Source organism: Gottfriedia sp. OAE603 (assembly GCF_040543965.1).
Taxonomy (GTDB): Bacteria; Bacillota; Bacilli; order Bacillales; family Bacillaceae_G; genus Gottfriedia; species Gottfriedia solisilvae.
In genome coordinates this window covers 513,205-533,375 of sequence record NZ_JBEUNN010000001.1, presented here as the reverse complement: position 1 = coordinate 533,375, position 20,171 = coordinate 513,205, and the positions used below count along the sequence as shown (strand labels likewise).

The 20,171-nt window shown below is 34.7% G+C and carries 20 protein-coding genes, 1 other RNA gene and 1 pseudogene; 3 read left to right on the top strand and 19 right to left on the bottom strand.

Translation table 11 applies throughout. The features are described 5' to 3' along the window. Positions 1-50: 50 nt before the first annotated feature. The 6 genes from ABID96_RS02565 to ABID96_RS02540 form a co-directional block, all read right to left on the bottom strand. Positions 51-1,295: an ABC transporter substrate-binding protein gene (locus ABID96_RS02565; protein ID WP_192603279.1), complete on the bottom strand. Its 1,245-nt coding sequence runs from the start codon at positions 1,293-1,295 to the stop codon at positions 51-53. A 371-nt stretch (positions 1,296-1,666) separates the two neighbouring features. Beyond that, a complete protein-coding gene (locus ABID96_RS02560; protein ID WP_088000701.1) occupies positions 1,667-2,236 on the bottom strand; it encodes a manganese catalase family protein in 570 nt (189 codons plus the stop codon). Positions 2,237-2,251: 15 nt separating this feature from the next. Further along, positions 2,252-2,515, bottom strand: coding sequence for a spore coat protein CotJB (locus ABID96_RS02555; RefSeq protein ID WP_192603280.1), 264 nt, complete (start codon positions 2,513-2,515; stop codon positions 2,252-2,254). 5 nt (positions 2,516-2,520) lie between these two features. Next, entirely contained in the window at positions 2,521-2,766 is a 246-nt protein-coding gene (locus tag ABID96_RS02550) for a spore coat associated protein CotJA (RefSeq protein ID WP_192603281.1), read from the bottom strand. 80 nt (positions 2,767-2,846) lie between these two features. Then, positions 2,847-4,325, bottom strand: coding sequence for a flavin monoamine oxidase family protein (locus ABID96_RS02545; RefSeq protein WP_192603282.1), 1,479 nt, complete (start codon positions 4,323-4,325; stop codon positions 2,847-2,849). 217 nt (positions 4,326-4,542) lie between these two features. Beyond that, entirely contained in the window at positions 4,543-4,953 is a 411-nt protein-coding gene (locus ABID96_RS02540) for a hypothetical protein (RefSeq protein ID WP_192603283.1), read from the bottom strand. Positions 4,954-5,290: 337 nt separating this feature from the next. On the opposite strand from ABID96_RS02540, the pseudogene ABID96_RS02535 reads away from it, so the two are divergent. After that, a pseudogene (locus ABID96_RS02535) lies at positions 5,291-5,436 on the top strand (winged helix-turn-helix domain-containing protein); the annotation flags it as partial. A gap of 304 nt (positions 5,437-5,740) precedes the next feature. Here ABID96_RS02535 and ABID96_RS02530 read toward each other — a convergent pair. Continuing rightward, positions 5,741-6,718 carry a ring-cleaving dioxygenase gene (locus ABID96_RS02530; RefSeq protein WP_192603285.1) on the bottom strand — a complete coding sequence of 326 codons (978 nt, stop codon included), beginning with the start codon at positions 6,716-6,718 and terminating at the stop codon, positions 5,741-5,743. Between the two features lie 322 nt (positions 6,719-7,040). Continuing rightward, the gene (locus tag ABID96_RS02525; RefSeq protein ID WP_192603286.1) at positions 7,041-8,615 is read right to left on the bottom strand and encodes a histidine kinase N-terminal 7TM domain-containing diguanylate cyclase; all 1,575 of its coding nucleotides are present in this window, start codon (positions 8,613-8,615) and stop codon (positions 7,041-7,043) included. Positions 8,616-9,141: 526 nt separating this feature from the next. On the opposite strand from ABID96_RS02525, the gene ABID96_RS02520 reads away from it, so the two are divergent. Further along, positions 9,142-10,581 carry an alanine/glycine:cation symporter family protein gene (locus ABID96_RS02520; RefSeq protein WP_192603287.1) on the top strand — a complete coding sequence of 480 codons (1,440 nt, stop codon included), beginning with the start codon at positions 9,142-9,144 and terminating at the stop codon, positions 10,579-10,581. 182 nt (positions 10,582-10,763) lie between these two features. Here the strand turns inward: ABID96_RS02520 and ABID96_RS02515 are convergent, their stop codons facing one another. The 9 genes from ABID96_RS02515 to ABID96_RS02475 all read right to left on the bottom strand — a co-directional run bounded on the left by ABID96_RS02515 (position 10,764) and on the right by ABID96_RS02475 (position 18,595). Continuing rightward, the gene (locus tag ABID96_RS02515) at positions 10,764-11,528 is read right to left on the bottom strand and encodes an ABC transporter permease (protein ID WP_192603288.1); all 765 of its coding nucleotides are present in this window, start codon (positions 11,526-11,528) and stop codon (positions 10,764-10,766) included. A 1-nt stretch (position 11,529) separates the two neighbouring features. Continuing rightward, positions 11,530-12,291 (bottom strand): ABC transporter ATP-binding protein, encoded by a 762-nt coding sequence (locus tag ABID96_RS02510; RefSeq protein ID WP_192603289.1) that lies wholly within the window; start codon positions 12,289-12,291, stop codon positions 11,530-11,532. A 91-nt stretch (positions 12,292-12,382) separates the two neighbouring features. Further along, positions 12,383-12,727 carry a DUF1048 domain-containing protein gene (locus ABID96_RS02505; protein WP_192603290.1) on the bottom strand — a complete coding sequence of 115 codons (345 nt, stop codon included), beginning with the start codon at positions 12,725-12,727 and terminating at the stop codon, positions 12,383-12,385. 12 nt (positions 12,728-12,739) lie between these two features. Continuing rightward, complete coding sequence (locus ABID96_RS02500; protein WP_192603291.1) at positions 12,740-13,120, bottom strand: DUF1048 domain-containing protein; 381 nt, start codon at positions 13,118-13,120, stop codon at positions 12,740-12,742. Continuing rightward, positions 13,121-13,444: a PadR family transcriptional regulator gene (locus tag ABID96_RS02495; protein WP_192603292.1), complete on the bottom strand. Its 324-nt coding sequence runs from the start codon at positions 13,442-13,444 to the stop codon at positions 13,121-13,123. It lies immediately after the preceding gene. A 501-nt stretch (positions 13,445-13,945) separates the two neighbouring features. Further along, positions 13,946-14,303, bottom strand: a transfer-messenger RNA (tmRNA) gene (gene ssrA / locus ABID96_RS02490). Between the two features lie 224 nt (positions 14,304-14,527). After that, on the bottom strand, positions 14,528-14,995 hold the full coding sequence (gene smpB / locus ABID96_RS02485; protein ID WP_192603293.1) for an SsrA-binding protein SmpB: 468 nt from the start codon (positions 14,993-14,995) through the stop codon (positions 14,528-14,530). 344 nt (positions 14,996-15,339) lie between these two features. Next, the gene (rnr, locus tag ABID96_RS02480; RefSeq protein ID WP_192603294.1) at positions 15,340-17,781 is read right to left on the bottom strand and encodes a ribonuclease R; all 2,442 of its coding nucleotides are present in this window, start codon (positions 17,779-17,781) and stop codon (positions 15,340-15,342) included. Between the two features lie 73 nt (positions 17,782-17,854). Continuing rightward, positions 17,855-18,595 (bottom strand): alpha/beta hydrolase, encoded by a 741-nt coding sequence (locus ABID96_RS02475; protein ID WP_192603295.1) that lies wholly within the window; start codon positions 18,593-18,595, stop codon positions 17,855-17,857. A gap of 283 nt (positions 18,596-18,878) precedes the next feature. Here ABID96_RS02475 and ABID96_RS02470 point away from each other — a divergent pair, with 283 nt between their 5' ends. Beyond that, a complete protein-coding gene (locus tag ABID96_RS02470; protein ID WP_192603296.1) occupies positions 18,879-19,364 on the top strand; it encodes a DinB family protein in 486 nt (161 codons plus the stop codon). Between the two features lie 25 nt (positions 19,365-19,389). On the opposite strand, the gene ABID96_RS02465 is transcribed toward ABID96_RS02470, so the two are convergent. After that, positions 19,390-19,824, bottom strand: a complete 435-nt coding sequence (locus ABID96_RS02465) for a hypothetical protein (protein ID WP_192603297.1) — start codon at positions 19,822-19,824, stop codon at positions 19,390-19,392. Positions 19,825-19,890: 66 nt separating this feature from the next. Next, positions 19,891-20,124 carry a preprotein translocase subunit SecG gene (gene secG / locus ABID96_RS02460; protein ID WP_088000739.1) on the bottom strand — a complete coding sequence of 78 codons (234 nt, stop codon included), beginning with the start codon at positions 20,122-20,124 and terminating at the stop codon, positions 19,891-19,893. Between the last annotated feature and the right edge of the window lie 47 nt (positions 20,125-20,171).

The following is a 20,171-nucleotide window of genomic DNA, read 5'->3' as shown; positions in this document are numbered from 1 at the left end:
TCCTTTTAAGGAAAATAAAGAGAAGAAACTACTTCTCCTCTTCATTTTTTCTAGTTCTTAGATAGTGCCTCATTTGCTTTTTTCGTTAACTCTTTTACAGCATCTTCTACACTTTCTTCCTCGCTCCAAGCCTTTTTCAAAATATCAGTTTCGTACTGCCAAATTTCCCCTGTATTTTCCACGCTTGGTAGAGGTACAGAATAATCAACACCATCAATAAATGCTTTAAGATTCAAATTTGGGACAGATTGTAACCAAGCATCTTGTGTACCATTGTAAGCAGGAATAACTGTTCCTGTTTTCGCATATACTTCCGCTGCTTCTTTAGAGCCTAAAAATTGTACAAACTTCCAAGCTGCTTCTTTATGCTTTGTATTCGCCGCAATAACATTAGATAATCCATGAATCGCAACAGCACGTTGCTTTCCTTTTGGTACAACCGCGACATTTAAGTCAGGATTTTTCTTATATTCTGGAACCATCCAAGGTCCATCAAACATCATAGCGATTTTACCTGAAGAGAATAGTTCAGAAGCCGCTGTTTCCGTCATTTGAGCTTGGGTTGGAGAAAGCCCGTCTTCAATAAAGCTAATATTATATTTTAGTGCCTCGATCGCTTCGGGTTGATCAAATCCAACAGACTTACCATCCTCTGAGATAATATGACCTCCATTTTGCCAAATGAAATCATAATATCCACCTTGGTTACCCATTAAAGCAGCATAGCCCCAAATACCCTTATCTTTATTTGTTAGCTTAGTAGCTACTTCTTTTAACTTGTTCCAGTCCCAAGTATCGTCTGGATACGGTACTCCTGCTTCATCAAAAATCTTTTTGTTATACCATAAACCTGTCGTGTCAAAATCTTTAGGAATTCCATATACTTCTTCATCAACTGTATAAAGATCAATTAATGACTTCGGGTAATTATCAAAGCTATAATCATCTTTTTTAGCCATGTCACTAAGTGGAAGAATGACTTTACCTTTTGCATATTGAACAACATGCGGACCATTCATCCATAACACATCGGGTAGCGCCCCACCCGTAGCAGCTGTTTCAAGCTTTTGGAAATACTGTGCGTAAGGAGTCAGCTCAGTCTTCACTTTAATATCAGGATTTTTTTCATTAAATAATTTTATAATTTCTTCAATTGCAGGTACTTGCTTCTTATCCCAAAATCCATAAGTAATCTCGACTTTTCCATCACTTGATGTTTCATCACTAGAACTACATCCTGCTAACCCTAGTAATCCCAGCCCCAAGGTTAAAATCATGATAAGCCATTTTTTCATCTCTTTTCCCTTCCTTCTTCTGAAAGTTTAATAGATTTCCAACCTAATAAAACACATCTCATCATGATGTTATTACCAGTTGTATTGTAAAGGCTTTCAAAAATGTCTTACAGTAACTACAATTTTAATATATGAACAGCACCTCCTAGTGATAGTAATGACGTCATTACCAGTTGATGATAGTATATCACCTCTTTTTCAAATCCAAAATACCTTTTCATCATTTTTATCTGAAAATTAAATCGACACAATTCATCATTCTTCTCAATAACATACATTTTTCTCAGTTTAATGGCTTGTGGTTTTTTATTCTTCACTTATGAAATAAACCTCTAATGTCCCATAATACACTAGAGGTTTGTCATATATATTTAAAATATTTTTCTTTGCTGGCGATCGTCTTTTACGATTTCTACTGCTTCTCTGAATCTTTGTGAATGGATGATTTCACGCTCTCTTAAAAATCTTAAAGAATCATTTAAATCCGGATCATCTGACATATCAATAATCCATTGATATGTAGCCCGTGCTTTTTCTTCAGCTGCAATATCCTCGTATAAATCTGCAATTGGATCCCCTTTTGCTTGGATATATGCTGCAGTAAATGGAACACCGTCAGAATTATGGTAAAACAAAGCGCTATCATGTGATGCATAGTGAGCATCTAACCCTGCTGCTTTCATTTGATCAGGAGTAGCATCTTTTGTTAATTTATAAATCATCGTAGCAATCATTTCCAAATGTGCAAATTCTTCCGTACCAATATCAGTTAATAGTCCTATTACTTTGTCAGGTATTGTATATCGTTGGTTTAAATATCTTAAAGCAGCAGCAAGCTCTCCATCTGCCCCACCATATTGTTCTACTAAAAATTTAGCTAACATTGGGTTACAAGTACTTACTTTAACTGGATATTGTAATTTCTTTTCATAAATCCACATCTGATTCCCCTCCTTCTAAACTTGCCATGGCCATGGGCCTTTGCCCCAGCCCCAATTCTCGTCAGAGTAACTATTGCCATATTGAAAAAGTGGACCATATTTGGATTCGAAATTAGCTTCAATTTGTTTCTTATACTGTGCATACTGGTTAAACTGGTTAATTGCATTCGCATCATCTGGGTGAGTATCTAAGTATAATGTCAATTCAACTAATACAAAATCAACTGCTTGCAGTTCTTCTAGTTCTTGATAGTATTCCGGCGGTAATGAACGCGTCATCTTTTTTACCCCCTTGCTTTATAAGGATTGTCATAAAAATCATAGAAAACTTTCCAAAGTGTTCCTTTTTGCAGTGCTTCCTTATAAGGAAATTGTTCTAAATTTGGTGGTTGAAACCCTAGATAAAGTTGTGGTGGAGTTGAATAGTATTTCTGTCCAATTGGTGGACAAGGATCATTTGGTCCGTGATAAACACTATATGCTTTAACATGGGTAAACTGGAGATTATTATCTTTTTGATTATCGTTCAAAGTGATCACTCCTTTGAAAGTAAAAACATCAACTATTTCACTATATTCATAACTTATCAAATTAATGAGAAAGAAATGGGCTATTCATGAAATGACCTTTTATTTATCTCATAGGCAGCTCGTATACCTGATTCAACAGCTCCTTCGATCCAAGCAGGTGCTGTTGAAGTATGTTCTCCAGCAAAGTGAACTCTTCCCTCTGGTGTGTAAACATGAGGTGAGAGCTCTTTATTTTGTTCTGGTTTAAACATTGAAAATGCACCACCAGCATATGGGTACAATGCCCAACTATGTGTGTAACCCGTAATATATTCTGTATATACTTGGTCTCCGTGAATCGTTGCCAAATCTCTCAACGCATTCATAATACGATCTTGTTCTGACATACTATCCCAAATTAATGCATCATCTTCCCATGTATAGCTAGCTAATATGATACCGGAACCATTAACTCCATTATGATTACTAGGATAATAAGCGAATCGAATTGGTAAATCCGTCGTAAGTTTCCCACCAAGTATTCCTTCCTTCTCCCAAAACCTTGTCTTAAATTGCAAACCTATCTTTGTAGAGGCTACATAATGAAGCTCTCGAATTGCTTTCCATTTGCTATATGAAAATGAATCACGTGGGCACACTTCAATAAAGTTTAGCAAGGAGAACGGAATTGTCATAATCGCATAATCACCCGAAGTTTCAAAAGGAATATGGCTAGTATAATGTTCTGAATGAATCGTAACTTGGTGATTTTCTTGCACGATTTTATTCACTTTTTGGCCAAAATATATATGTTTTTTTAATTTCTCATGAAATTTATGTGCCAATTTATCGTTTCCACCAGTAATTTCATAAAACTTAATCTCTTTCGTAAGCAAAACGATAAATTCTCTTAATATTGCTGTAAATGCAAGCTCTGGAAATCCTTCCAGCCCTACCAGCACTTTAACTTTTTCTACCGCTCCTGGAGAAAGAGACTCGCCTACGGGATTATAACGTAAAAAAGAGTCCATCGAATAACGATCTAACTCCTCAATGACTTTCTCCCAATTCTCTTCAGGATTTTGATTAATATAATCGATTACCGGTTTAATTGATCTTTCAATTAAAGAATCTACATTTATTCCTTTTTCATTTTCATTCACATGATAACCTAGCATATCTGGATTTTTTTCATACTTTTTTTGTATCGTTTTTATGCCATTCGCATAAATAACATCATCTGATTTACCATTAATAAATTCATTGATTTCTAGGCCGAATTTTTCTATATACGCCAAAACAAGATGATGGGTAGATGGTATTCTCATTGCTCCTAGCTCAAGATATTGGTCATTAATAAATGGATTTCTTTTCGTATAAATGCGTCCCCCTGCTCTCCCATTTGCTTCTAAAATAACAACATCATGACCAGCTTCCTCTAGTAAAGAAGCAGATACTAGCCCCGCAATTCCTGCTCCTACAATAACAATTCTTTTAGGATTGGTTGTTTTTTCTAAACCGTGTTGAATACAAAATAGCATCTCTTCTTTTGACATAACCTTCTTAGATGTACGATTCATGTCTTCTCTCCTAAAAAATAATTTAGTTCAAAAGAATCTTATTCACTAAAATATTTCAATAGAAGGTTTTTTTACAATATTCATTAAAAATGTTTACTTTTTCTAACAAAAACGAGGTGAATAATAAAAATTTATTACATTGCATATAAAAAGATGATTTTTTGAGCAATAAAAAAGGCCATACCATATAGGTACTGCCTTTCACCACTAGAAGAAGTTACTTATGAAAACTTGTTATAAAAATATAACCTAATATTACATTCGAAAGTACTGTCGCTTTTACTTGTAGAAGCTCCACCGCTACAGAATTCCATAATTGTAAAGAAGGTATGTTGTAATGTATATACGTATATCCAGAAATATATAAAGCGGGGATTCCTAAGACAATCAGTTTCGTTACATTAATGTTCCAGCTCCCTGTTTTCTTCCACTCAGCCAATAATTGTGGCAATCCAAGACATAAGCCAATCGGAACATATAAGAATGATAATATTAATATATAGTTTGAGTAGTCATATGTCTCAGCTGCAATTTTCTGTATATGATTATTAATATATAAACAGCCTATTGTAACTCCGAACAATAAGATTAGAAACGCTAAATATTTTAATGCTTTATAAAAAATCATATGATCCCTCCTTATACTATATTTATTTCTTTGTAGAGCTTGAAAGTACCTTTAAATGTGCCGTCTAAGTGAACTATAGAAAAAAACACCTTTTGAGGACTCTTTCTCAAAAGGTATTTTTCGTTATTACTTATTTTATTCGGTTTCTTCTGTAGATCGTTCTTGTTTCAGTTCTTTATCTTTGATTTCAACATTTTCACTTTTTTTCAGTTTTTTGATTACATCATCAATTGATTTTGCATTGGCATTTAAAAGACTACTCCTTCTGTCTCTTCTTCTGAAAGATTTAATTGATTTTGTCGAGTGTATGAATCTAATTCATTTATACTTTGCAACCCTACTCCTGGAACGCATATGGGGATATGATTCAGATGTATCAATGAAAACAATTGATGCAACTGTTAAATTACTTCGAAAGAAATTAGATAATCTCGGAAAACAAGAGTCGCTATTAGAGGGATAGGGTATAAATTTGAAAACTAAGCTTCTTTCCTTTTTACCCGGTTTTCGAAATAACGGAGAGAAGAATGTCTTTAAACGAACGCAAGGGCAGTTAACGATTTGTCTATAGTGGACTTGTTATATTGTTTTTAATACTTTTCATATTTATTGTTTTTGCACTAATTGAACAGTCTCATCTTTGGCTACGTAGGAAGCGAAAATTATTGAAAACTATATGATTCAAAATAGTGAACTATTGGAAAATCAAAATCAAGATTTCATTGTTCAAAAAACAAAAAAACACTCAAATATTAATGAGTGTTTTCTTTTTTATCTATTAATGAAATTATTCTTTTACAAATTCCTTCGTACTTCTAACAGTATCAATTGGACGAACCATACTTTCAATTTCAGTTCGTTTTGATTCTAAAAATGGAGGTAATGATAATTTTTCACCTAGCGTTTCATAAGGTTCATCCCCCATGAATCCTGGGCCATCTGTTGCAAATTCAAATAAAATTTGTGGTGCAACTCTTACATATAATGATTCAAAGAAGTGACGATCTACATACCCAGAAGTTGGGAATTTGAAAGATTCGAAGCGTTTAATCCACTCTTCAAGAACAGATCGATCGTCTACACGGAATGCAGTGTGATGTACAGTTCCGAAACCTTGGATCGCTTGAGGTAAAACTGTATTATACTCAACGATTACCTGTGCACCATTTCCACCTTCTCCTACTTCGAATAAATGAACTGAACCGTCTTTTTCAATCTCTTTAAATAACATAACTTTTTCTAGTACTTCTTTAAAATAGTCGAAATGGGCAGTTCGTACAAAGATTGGTCCTAATCCAGTAATCGCATACTCTAAAGGAATTGGACCATTTTGCCATGGTGTACCAGATTCAACACCTGTATTGTCTTCATCTGATATTAATTGATATTGTTGATCATCAAAATCAACAAAAGATAAAGTCTTTTTACCAAATTGTGTTTTAATCCCAGTATGTTTTACTTCTAGTCGATCAAAACGTTTTAACCAATATTCAATTGCTTCATCACTTGGTACACGGAATGATGTTTTTGAAATTTCGTTTGTTCCATGCACTCCTTTTGGAATACCTGGAAAATCAAAGAATGTCATATCTGTTCCTGCGCTACCTTTATCGTCTGCAAAGAATAAATGGTATGTTTGAATATCATCTTGATTTACTGTTTTTTTAACTAATCTCATTCCTAATACATACGTAAAAAATTCGTAGTTTTTTTCTGCACTACTTGTAATGGCTGTTACATGATGGATTCCTTTTAAACCGTTCATATTTTTCCTCCTACTGAACATTACGTTCGATTCATTTATATTTTGTTTCATTATTCATACTTAAATACGGGTTGTAAAAAATATCTCGAATTCAAGATATCTTGAATTCGAGATAAATATATCATGAATCACTTTTTTCTGTCAAATAGTAATTTTAAACCTTAGCCTCTGTGTATAAAGACGGTGATTCCACTACCCCATTCTGCTTGAAACATTGCATTACGACATTTATCTGCGGCCATAAGAGTCTATATCAAAAAAGTACTACCTTTTCTAAAGGTAGTACTTCTCTAATGATTAGTTCTTGTTTGAACTGTTTGAACTAATGTGAATATTCATGAACTATTTCAAAAATCTCAACACGATCCCTGCCACCATTTTTTGCAACATAAAGTGCTTGGTCTGCCTCTCTAATCAAAGATTGCATCGTTTTATTCTCGTCTCCGATCAAAAATTGCGTAGACGTTACCCCAAAACTTGAGGTTACCTCTATTTCTTTATCATCTATGCTTGTCTTCCATTCAGCAATTTTCTCTCGAATATGATCAGCTATTTTATATGCTTCAAGAATATTTGTATTTGGCAAACAAATAACAAATTCCTCTCCGCCATATCGTCCTATAAGATCTGAACTCCTTAAATGATCTTTTGCTAATCTAGCAACACCCGATAATACAATATCTCCCACTTCATGACCAAAAGTATCGTTAACATTTTTAAAATAATCTATGTCAAACATTATGACTGCAATATTCTCTCCCATAGCTTTGAGCTCATTAAAAACCTCTTCATATCTATTCATAAAAAATGATTTATTAAATACTTGAGTTAATCCATCTATACTTGCTAGACGTTTTAATTTTTTTAGTAAATAGATTCTTTCCGTTATATTAGTGAAGGTAAGAATCTGTCCAACAGTGATGCCGTTTTCATTCAGAACAGGTGCAAAACGAATATTGTAATGTATGTTTTGCCTATTTATTAACAATTCACAATCACAAGATTGTCCTTTTTGAATTAGCTCAAATAAATAATGATGGTCACATAAAATGTCATCAATCGGTTTGCCAATCATGTGTTTATTTAGAATAGGTAAAACATCCTTCATTGCATGATTATAGTCCACCAATCTATTATTTTGACTTAAAACGATTACCCCGTCTTTCATACTTTCAAATACCGTATCTCTCGCTATTGGAGCTACATTAAACATTTGAAATGTTAGCAGAGCTGAACCATGAAATAAAAAAGAAATACTCATTGAAACTGGACCTAAATCTATTCCATAAGGGCTTAATCCATTTAAATAGAAGTGATTTGCAACTATTGGCATGATCAAACCAGCTATCATCATAAATATTTGTAATTTAAACCGAAAAACAGCAGCTTTTCTTAAACGAACAAATAACATAATCATACTAATCATTAGACATAAAAATAGAAAAATTGAATGGACATAAAAAAATGGACCATACTCTAGTTTTACGATTGGAAAAGGAATTTCACTATTTAAACTAACCGATTTGTAATATAAATGATGAAGATCATTTGTATCATGCATAAAGATTGTAACAATTGGGGGTATAAATAGAATATAGTAAATCCAATTCTTTAGCCTGATTCCTATGTACTCTAAACACATCAACAAGATAAAAACTGGAATAAATGGCATTGCTAAATACTCAATCTTTAACCAAAATTTTATTTGTTCTAAAGACTTACTACATAACTCAAATACATACGAGTATGTAAAAATAGTAGATAAAATGGTTACCCCAATATATGGCTTCACACCTGGCGCATTTTTTAGATTTAGATGAGCATATAAAGATAAAAATAAACTTAATGAACCTGCAAATATAATAATCAGTACATAAAATAATAATTCATGAGGCATCCTTATTTACTCCATCTGTATAAATTGAATTGAGTGTTTTATTTAAAAAACTATACCAAGTTTATAATTATTTAGCTAATTATTAGATGTTAAAACAAACTTTTTGTTAAGCCTATATTCCTAGAATTATTTATTTTCCACTTCTGATATATCATTAAAATATCAGTATTGATTGCTATCATTATATTATCACATTTCATTTATTTATCATTCTTTTTTATACACAACAAAAAAGAGCTCTTCCATTATACATGGATAGCTCTTTTTTAAGAGAATTGAGATATCGAGGACTTCTTATGTTCAATATTAAATAAATATTTTATTTTTTAGACTTAGTAGATTATTTTCTTTTTTGCACAAGATATGTTATAGGGATATACTAAAAAAACTGCTATTTCATTTCCCTTCTGATTAAATTTATCGTTGATATATCAGCATTTTTTCACAAAATTCATTTTACAGAATGCTCTAACTTATTTTATAATCATTAGTATTGCTATTTTTGCAAAAATTTTACAACAAGGAGATGAAATTCATGACAGAATTTATTTCAGTACTAAATGACTATTTATGGGCCAAATTAATTGTAATTTTCTTAGTTGCAATCGGCTTATTCTTAACAGTGTATTTAGGCTTCTTACAAATTAGATTTTTCCCTGAAATGCTTCGTCTATTAGGGGATGGTCGTAAGAATAAAGACAAAGACAAAAAAACTGTTTCATCATTACAGGCATTCATGATTGGGATGGCTGCTCGTATTGGTACTGGTAATATTGCCGGTGTTGCAACAGCAGTAGCATTAGGTGGTCCTGGTGCAGTATTTTGGATGTGGCTAATCGCACTGATTGGTTCTGCTTCTGCTTTCGTAGAAAGTACGCTAGCTCAGGTTTACAAAGTTAAAGATGGTGATTCTTGGCGTGGTGGACCTGCTTATTACATGGAAAAAGCTTTAGGAAATAGAAAGCTTGGCATTATCTTTAGTATTTTAATTACTTTATCTTTTGGTCTTATTTTTAATGCTGTACAAGCCAATACAATCGCTGCTTCAATTGACAATGAATTTGGCATCAGTACGTCAACTACTGCAATTGTACTTGCTATTATTACTGCTATCATTATTTTTGGTGGAGTACATTCAGTCGCAAAATTCTCTACAGTATTAGTACCAATTAAAGCTGGTGTTTACATAGTTTTAGCATTATGGGTAATGATTGCTAATTTTGATATCTTACCTAACGTTTTCGGTGCAATTTTCTCTGAGGGTGTATTTACTTTCAAACAAATGTTTGGCGGTGTAATGGGTGCTGCTGTACTTCATGGAATTCGTCGTGGATTATTCTCGAACGAAGCAGGTATGGGTTCAGCGCCAAACGCAGCAGCTACAGCTGATGTTACTCACCCTGTAAAGCAAGGCTTTATCCAAGCTTTAGGCGTAATTGTAGATACATTTATCATCTGTTCATCTACTGCTATGATCGTATTAGTTTCAGGTGTTTACAAAACTTCTGAGTTAACAGGTATTCCTTTAACACAAGAATCATTACGTGTAAGTCTAGGTGACTTTGCAGCAACATTTGTATCTATTTCTGTATTCTTATTTGCTTTAAGTACAATTATGGGTAACTACTACTATGGTGAATCAAATATTAGTTTTATGAAGAATAGTAAAAAAACAATTTACCTATATCGCTTTGCTGTAATTGGAATGGTATTATTCGGAGCATTATATAGTGCCGAATTAATTTGGTCTTTAGCTGATATCTTTATGGGACTAATGGTTTTAGTGAACTTATATGCAATTACGCGTCTATCTAAAGTTGCTAAAGCTCTATTATTGGACTATATAGCTCAAAAGAAAAAAGGTTTAGATCCAGTTTTCCATGCAGATTCAATTTCTGAACTACCAGGTCGTGAACATTTAGAAGCTTGGGTTGATGAAAAAGAAGCTAATAAACAAATCGGATAATGTATTTGAAAAAACCATCATTGCGTAGTATTCAAACTACGAATGATGGTTTTTTATATCTATTAGACTTTACTGCGTATTCCGGTGATATTACTAATAGGATAAAGATATACAAAAATAATAATTTATTCGAAATAAAAAAGTACAGACTGAATGAAATCTCCAACCCGTACTTAAGCAATCTATTTCATTCGTTTTTTGTAGACCTTCATCGAAATCAAGTAAAACAAAATCCCAATTCCCACTAACCATATTACTGCTGTTAAAAGGTCACCATAATTAGGCTGCCCAGCTAAAAGCGAGCGCACACTTTCGGCAAGTGGTGTCATCGGTTGATTTTCGGCAAAAGCTCGAAGCTTGCTACCCATGTTATTTGTTGGAACAAAGGCTGAACTGACAAACATTAGACCCATTAACAGATAAGAAAACACGCTTGCACCTTCATAAGACTTAGCCATAAGTCCGAAAGCTACCGCCATCCAAGTGAAAGCGAAAATAGTAATTAGAATCATACCTACTGCTAATAACCATTCCACAAAATTAGCGTGAGGACGGAATCCCATCAGAAAAGAAATGAGAATCACAGCAGCAACTGATAATAAGTTTAATAGCAAAGTTGAGATTACATGCCCTCCTAGAATTGAAGATTTGGCGATTGGCATGGAATGGAACCGATCAAAAATCCCTCTTGTCATATCCATGTTCACCCGGACCGCAGTGTAGGAAATCCCCATTCCAATACACATAAGCAGTACACCTGGTACGATAAAATTAACATACTCCGCTTTATCCATTGTCATGGCACTACCGAAAATGTAGACAAAAGCCAGCATCAACATAATAGGTGTAAGGATCGTAGTAATAATCGTATCTACACTGCGGAGAGAATGCTTCATCACCCTTCCGCTCATGGTCATTGTATCACTGATTAAATGTTCTTTACTCATGTTATTCCGCCCCTTTCTTGACAGTGACAGCCAGGAAAATTTCCTCAAGTGTCGGCTGTTTTTCCACATATTCTACTTTTTTAGGAGGAAGAATTGCTTTTAGTTCTTCCATTGTTCCTTGGACGATAATTTTTCCTTCATGCAAAATGGCAATGCGGTCTGCTAATTGTTCGGCTTCTTCTAAATATTGAGTAGTCAGAAAAACAGTAATACCAGCTTTAACCAGATCACGAATTACATCCCATAAAGCCAAACGTGCTTCAGGGTCAAGTCCTACAGACGGCTCATCAAGAAAAACAAGTTCAGGTGAGCCAAGCACAGTCATAGCCAAATCCAATCGTCTTTTCATCCCACCTGAATAAGTGGCAAGAGCTCGATCACCTGCTTCCAAAAGATCAAAGCGACGCAGACTATCTTCTACTGCTTCTTTTCGATTTGGTAAATGGCGAAGTTTTGCAACTAAGTCAAGATTTTCTCGACCGCTTAAAATATCATCTACGGCCACATTTTGCCCCGTCAGGCTGATTTTCTCACGCACTTGCTCTGGATTTGTTCGAAGATTCGCACCGCATACTTCAATCTCACCTTTATTAGTTTTGAGTAAAGTAGTTAAAATTTTAATGATAGTTGTTTTACCGGCGCCGTTTGATCCTAGAAGTGCAAAAACACTGCCTTTTTTCACTTCAAAATCTACACCTTTTAAAACTTCATGATCTTTAAAAGATTTTTCAAGCCCTTTCACTGAAATTGCTGTATTACTCATATTGTTCCCCTCCCTATTTTATGCTGAAGGCGCGTGCTTAAAAGCGCGGTAGCACCAACAACTGGTTTTCTCTACATAGATTCTTCTACGCTTATTTTTTCTTACCCACACGATCTAAAATGCTTTTGTTTAAATTATTACGTAACTTATCATCCCATCTTTTCGCTTGTTCGATCAGTCCATCAGCGAATGCTGTCACGTCTTCACCTGTTATTTCCAAAACTTCTTTGCCTTCTGCCGCACCATCTTCAAACAAGTCGATAAGATCATATTGGATTCTCAGCATATCCATGCCGCTACCGGCAGAGAAAGTCCACATATAATTGCAGATTTTTTTATAGGCTTCTGGATAGTCGCCTGGCAAAGCTTCGACACGCGCCATCATTTCTTTATATTCTTTTTTGTCATTTAGTATCTTTTTGATGAAATTTACCATTGTATTAACCCCCTATTTATTTTTATTCGTCCATATTTTTACTTGCTGTTCTACTCTACTCTCAATTTCTTTTTTCAACTCTACTTGCTCTCCTAATTTAATCCCAGATTCTTCATCTAACTTTGAGAGAGACATTAACTCGTCGGCAAATGCTGCCACGTCTTCCCCAGTAACATCTAATACATGCTTACCTTCTGCTGCACTAGCTTCAAACAATTCATACAAATTGATGATTTCTTCACCAAATCCATATCCGAAATTCCACATGTACTTTTGAATCTTTTTGAACACAAAAGCATAATCCTTCGGTAGTGAATTTACTTTTTTCATAAATGCTTTGTATTCCTTCTTACTTTCTAAATCTCCAATGATTAACTCAATAAATTTTTTCAATTATTTCTCCCCCTTTAAGATATTAATTTTTGATGAAAGAAAATCCCATTTTCCCCAAAATTGTTTTAATTCCTCATGTCCATCATCGTTTAATGAATAAAACTTACGAGGCGGTCCCATTTCAGATGGTTTTTTTTCAATATTCACCAGCTTTTTCTTTTCCAGCCTTACTAAAATGGTATAGACCGTACCTTCGACAACCTCAGTAAATCCTAGGTCATTAAGGCGGCGAGTAATCTCATAGCCGTAAGTATCACCTCGACTGATGATTTCCAATACACAACCTTCTAATGAACCTTTAAGCATTTCTGTTAAATTTTCCATGGTATACACCTCCTTATATATATAAATTAAAATTCTTTTTAGTATAGCTATTTAGTAACACAGATATTCAGTATCACTCAGTAGCGATTAATAAAACTCTAAATAACTTACGGAGCCAGGGTTTCATAAGTCACCTTTTTATAACTCTTTTCAGCTATTTAGCATTACTGATATTCTGTGTTACTTAGTAATAGTATATTGTATTACTGAGTAGCTAAAATGTGAACCTATTTTTAAAAAAATTTTATAAACATTAACAACTATTTAGTATTACAGATATTCTGTATTACTTAGTACCTGTATATCGTAACACTAAGTAGTGAAGTTGTAAAGTAGATAAGTAAAAATGTTTTTTATCCCAAAAAAATTGAGCTATCGTAAATTTTCATTTTACGGTTAGCCCATTTATCTACCATATATTTATTCATTAAAGAATTTTAAACTAGCTTTCAACTAATAAAACCTTGTTTTTGACATAAAAAAACCACCAACAGTATGTATTGGTGGAGACGGTGGGAGTCGAACCCACGTCCAGAAATATCGGCACTTAAGCTTCTACGAGTGTAGTCAATATATTCGTATTTCGCATACTATTCAGCCCATTGACAGGCTTCCTAGTAGCTAGTCTGGTTAGTCTCTTCCTTTCCCCTCAGACGGTGAGGTCCGGCGTAGCCCACTAATGAGTGAACCCCTCTAAGCTATGCACATGGGCGATACATAGGAGGAGCCTTTAGTGCAATTAAGCAGCTAAAGAGAAATTGTTGTTTTTGCCAGTTATAGGCTTTTGCGTTTTAACGAGGCCGACCCCTCGACTCGCGACTTAAGCTCGAACTACCCCTGTCGAATCCGTAACGTCCCCATATAAAATGCACACTCGACATTATTTCAGTCTTCGTGGCTATGAGTGACTTACGAAGCACTAAACAAAAGCTTAGCTTCATAATCTATAAAATCTGCACTTCATCGTGCTCATTTATGTGTTTCATTAACTTACAAACTTATTATAGCACATTCGACATCAGTTGCAATTAACAATTGTTGTTAATAGCAAAAGAGAATGGAAAAGCTTCAACTATTATCCAATTAACTTTTTTGACGGTCTCGGAACGCTCGTTCAACCTCACGTTTGGCTTCTTTTTTCTTTAGATCATCGCGTTTATCAAATTGCTTCTTACCTTTACCTAAACCAAGTAATAACTTCGCATATCCATTTTTCAAATAGATTTTTAAAGGAACTAATGTGTAACCAGTTTCTTTTGTATAACCAATTAACTTAACAATTTCTTTATTATGAAGTAACAATTTTCTTGTTCGTAGTGGTTCATGATTATATCGATTACCTTGTTCATACGGACTAATATGCATATTATGTAGCCATACTTCACCGTTTTGAACTCGGGCAAATGAATCCTTTAAATTAGCCTTTCCAGCACGTAATGATTTTATTTCAGTACCTTGTAGTACGATACCCGTCTCATACGTTTCTTCAATAAAATAATCATGATAAGCTTTTTTATTTTGCGCGATAACCTTACCTTCACCTTTTGGCATGTTTAAAACACCTCACTATCCTTACTTATTTTACCATAAAATGAAACGATATTCTATGTACATAGGACCGCTCTTGGTCGTAATCAAAAAGAATAAAACAGTGAACATTTCATCTGTCCACTGCTTTATTTTTTGATTGTTTTCTTACCCATTATTGCTATTTATGTATGCGTTAGTTGATTACAACTCCAGGTCGCTCCCTTTCCGTGGGGCGTGAGCTGAGCCTCCTCGGTGCCCTGCGGGGTCTCAGCCTTCCTGTATCTCCCACAGGAGTCTCGCACCTTCCGTTGTAATCAACTTCTGTCTTTCAAAACAACAATCTTTAAGAAAAGAGCATGTTTTTATTATCTCTTCTTATTCCCTTTTGCTACTTTATCATAGAAAGGTTTTTTCTTTTTACTTTTACTTTTTGTTGGGTTAAAACGATCATCTCGTTTATTACGAGGTTTCCCGTTTCTGCCATTGTCTTTTTCTTCACTTGGTGAAGTTGTAGTACTATCTCCTCCACGTCTACCGCGTGAACTACCACCTCTATTGCGATCAGTACTTCGATCTGTTGGTCCTCTTCCACGGCCTCTACCTCGGCCTCCGGAAGGGCCACCATCTCGATTCACCGGTCCTCTTCCACCAGTTCGACGAGGTTTATTTGATTTCATGCCTACAATTTCAAAATCAATTGCACGCTCTTCTTTATTTACATTGACTACTCGAATAGAAACCTCATCGCCAATTCTAAAGATTTTACCAGTTCTTTCCCCAACCATCGCGTAATGACGTTCATCATAATTGTAGTAGTCATCCGATAAATCAGCTACACGAACAAGACCCTCAATCGTATTTGGCAATTCAATAAACATACCGAAGTTTGTAACTGAGCTAATAATTCCTTCATACTCTTCGCCAATTTTATCAAGCATAAATTCTGCTTTTTTCAAATCATCGGTTTCGCGTTCAGCTTCTACAGAACGACGCTCCATATTTGATGCGTGTTCAGCAATTGCTGGCAGTTTATCATCCCATTCACGCTTCGTATCATCATTCATTTGACCCTGAATTAAGTAAGTACGGATTAAACGATGTACAATTAAATCTGGGTAACGGCGAATTGGTGAAGTAAAATGCGTGTAGAACTCTGCTGCTAAACCAAAGTGACCTAAATTATCTGCTTCGTACTTTGCCTGCTTCATTGAACGAAGCATAACGGTTGAAATGACTGTTTCCTCTGGTTGGCCATGTACCATTTCAAGAACTTGCTGTAATGCTCTTGGATGAATTTCATTAGCTGCACCTTTTACTGTATAACCAAATGTTGAAATAAACTCAAAGAAGCGTTGTAGTTTTTCTTCTTTAGGATCTTCGTGAACACGATACATGAACGGAACATTTAACCAGTGGAAATGTTCTGCTACTGTCTCATTCGCAACAAGCATAAACTCTTCAATTAATTTCTCTGCTGTTGAACGTTCCCTAATAACGATGTCTTCAGGATGTCCTTCAGCGTCTACAAGAACTTTCGCTTCTTTAAAGTCAAAATCGATTGCTCCGCGATTCATTCTTCGTTTACGTAAAACGCTTGCTAAGTGTGCCATCTCTTCAAACATAGGTACCAATGGCTCATAACGCTCACGTAACTCGACATCTGCTTCATCTAGAATTTTGTTAACATCACTATATGTCATACGTTCAGTTGTCTTAATGATACTTTCGAAGATTTCGTGTTTAACGACATCACCTTTTTGGTCAATTTCCATTTCACAAGAAAGTGTAAATCGATTAACTTGCGGATTTAAAGAACAAATACCATTTGATAATCGGTGAGGAATCATAGGAATCACTCGATCAACTAAATAAATACTTGTTCCACGATCATAAGCTTCTTGGTCAATTGCAGAATTCTCCGTTACATAATAAGAAACGTCAGCAATATGTACACCAAGCTTATAATGGCCATTATCAAGTTTTGTTACTGTAACCGCATCATCTAAATCTTTTGCATCCGCTCCATCAATCGTGACAATTTGTTGATCTCGTAAATCACGTCGAGTACCAATATCCGCTTCATCAATATCTTCAGGAACAGCATTTGCTTGATCCATTGCTTCTTTAGGAAATTCCTGTGGTAATCCAAACTTATGAATGACTGAAAGAATATCTACACCTGGATCGTTTTTATGCCCAAGGATTTGAACAATGATTCCTTCTGCATTTTTGCCGTTTTCAGGGAATTGAGTTAGTTCTACAACTACTTTGTGCCCTTCAACTGCACCTTGTGAATTGCTTCTCGTAATAAAAATGTCACTACCAAAACGTTTATCGTCAGGAATCACGAAGCCAAAGTTTTTCTGTGCTTGGAATGTACCAACCATTTTCGTTTGACCACGTTCAAGAATTTTTACGATTGTGCCTTCACGACGTGCATCACTTTTTTCTTTCGTAATTCTTGCTAAAACAACATCTCCGTGTAGTGCACCATTTAAGTCAGAAGGTGAAATAAATACATCCTCTGCTCCCGCTTCTTCTGGAATTACAAATGCAAAACCACGTGCGTGACCAGTAAGTTTACCTCTTACTAAATTTGATTGTTCAGGTAAACTGTATTTATTATTTCGTGAACGGACAATGAACCCCTCATCTTCTAATGTGACAAGCGCTTTAACCACTTCACGAAAATCTACAGCATCAGTTAATTGTAATTCGTCTTCTAGCCCTTGAATATTTAAAGGCTTATAGTCTTCACTTTTCATTAAAGTTAATAACTTATCTTTCCATTGTTGAAAATCTTGCATATACATTTCCCTCCTTTTCTCACCAATCCGGTTAAGGGTCTTTTATTTTAAGTTTGTCCAGAATAACAGGATTCTACCAATCCAAATCATCAAGAAAGGCTAAGACGTCTTCATGCAATTGATCCTTCTCTTGCCCAAGCGTAATGACATGTGTTGAATTTTCATACCATTTTAATTTTTTCTGATCAGATTGAACTTCATTAAAAATAATATTTGCACTATCTGTATTAATCATTCCATCAACTCTGGATTGCACTACAAATGTAGGTGCGTAAACAGTGTCTACATTTTCACGAACTTCTTTGATTAGCCCTTGAAGTTCTATTAATGTTTTCATTGGTGCTTTTTTGAACTCTTCCATTTCTATTTCAATTTGTTCAGGTGCTTTACCTTCTCGTTTCTTAAACTCAGCAGCGTATGCAAGAACACCTTCGTACATTATTTCTTCACTTTTTATGTACATTGGGGAACACATTGTCACAATACCATTTAATGGAACTGTGTAGCCTAGTTTCAGTGCAAAAACTCCACCTAGAGATAAACCTACTGCAGCAATTTTTTCATGACCACGGTCCTTTAAAAATTGGTAAGCTTCCGTCACATCCTGCCACCAATCCTCTGGTCCAGTATGAACAAGCTCCTCTGGTGGTACACCATGCCCCTTATAATGCGGTGCATGACATGTATAACCACGTTTTTCTAAAAAGCGGCCTAGCATTCTAACGTCGGCTGAATGCCCTGTAAAACCATGTAATAATAAAACTCCTCGCTCTCCACCCTCAAATGTGAAAGGCTTAGGCATTGTTACTTTCATTTATACTCACTCCAAAACTGTTCTATCCTTTTTTCATTAGATTCATTTGTTTTTACATCTTATATACTAATGAGTCTCAATATTCATTCTAAAATACATCTTTGAACCAAACTTGCATTACTCTTCCTTCTTAGATTACCCTTAATAGGAAGCGTTCTTTTATTTTACCTTTCATTTGCATTATTTACCAATAAAGAGTTTTTTTCTCTTTATGCTTATGATTTAATGATAATTGAGGCTATAATATCTTTGTATTTACGTAAGAAACATTAGGAGGCATTTTATGTTTATTAGCATTGACCAATTTATTAATGAGTGGACACATGAAGCAGAAGGTACTTTAAAATATTTAAACGTGTTGACTGACGATTCACTTGATCAAGCAATTGAAGAAGATCATTTTTCGCTTGGAGAACTAGCTTGGCACGTCACTACAGCTGCTAAAGGAATCGTCTCACAATCTGGATTAAAAATTGATCTAACAATTCAAGACGAAATGCCTGGATCAGCAAAAGAAATCGCTGAAACATATAAAAATGTTAGTAATGCAGTAGTGGAAGCTGCTAAGGCACAGTGGAATGACGAAAGTTTAAAAGAAATAAAAAATTGCTTTGGTTTTGATATGCCTGTTTTTGCAATCCTTCGTATGACGCTAAATCACCAAATCCATCATAGGGGTCAAATGACTGTTCTAATGAGACAAGCTGGATTAGTCGTACCAGGAATTTATGGTCCAAGTAGAGAAGAATGGGCTCAAATGAAGAAGTAATTAAAAAGTAGAAGAGACAACCAATTTAAGGTTGTCTCTTTCTTTTTGTGCTGACTATATTTCTAGGTAGTTTTATAAAAAATAATACATGAAAATATAGAAGAGATGCTGGAACACTGAATAATGCGTAGAACATCGTTAGTTCAATACTCTGAGTAAAAGCAAACATCATCGCTACAACAAGGCCAGCAATTATATACATTATTAATTGAAACAAGTAAATGAACTTATTAATATGAAACATTCTTGTTAACTCTTCAATTATATAGGCAAACCCCAGTCCAAAAATCACATAGCAGGTAAATGTAATTGACAGTGATATCACAAATCCTTCAAAAACTCCTGTGTAACAGCAATCATAAACTCTCTCTTCTTCTGGCGTACTAGAAAACAATCCCCATGTTCCACTAATCATGATCGCGGATAAGATGACTGCATAAAATTTGTTTAGGAAATTCATATGTACTACCCCGTCTTTTGATCCAAACCTAAATAAAAAAGCCACCTTTAGCAGGCAGCTAGTTTATTACAGTTTTAAATAAGTTACAGCAATTGTTAAAATGAAGAATAATACTGCTACAACAACTGTTATTCTTTGTAAAACTAATTCGAAACCACGTGCTTTTTGCTTTCCGAAAAGCTGTTCAGCTCCACCAGAAATCGCACCTGATAATCCATTACTTTTACTTGATTGAAGTAAAACAAGAACAATCATAAGAACTGAAACGATAATTAATAAAACAGATAAAAACGTATGCATTTCTTCACCTCCACAGTAAACACTGTTACTTATTATTCTACTATGAA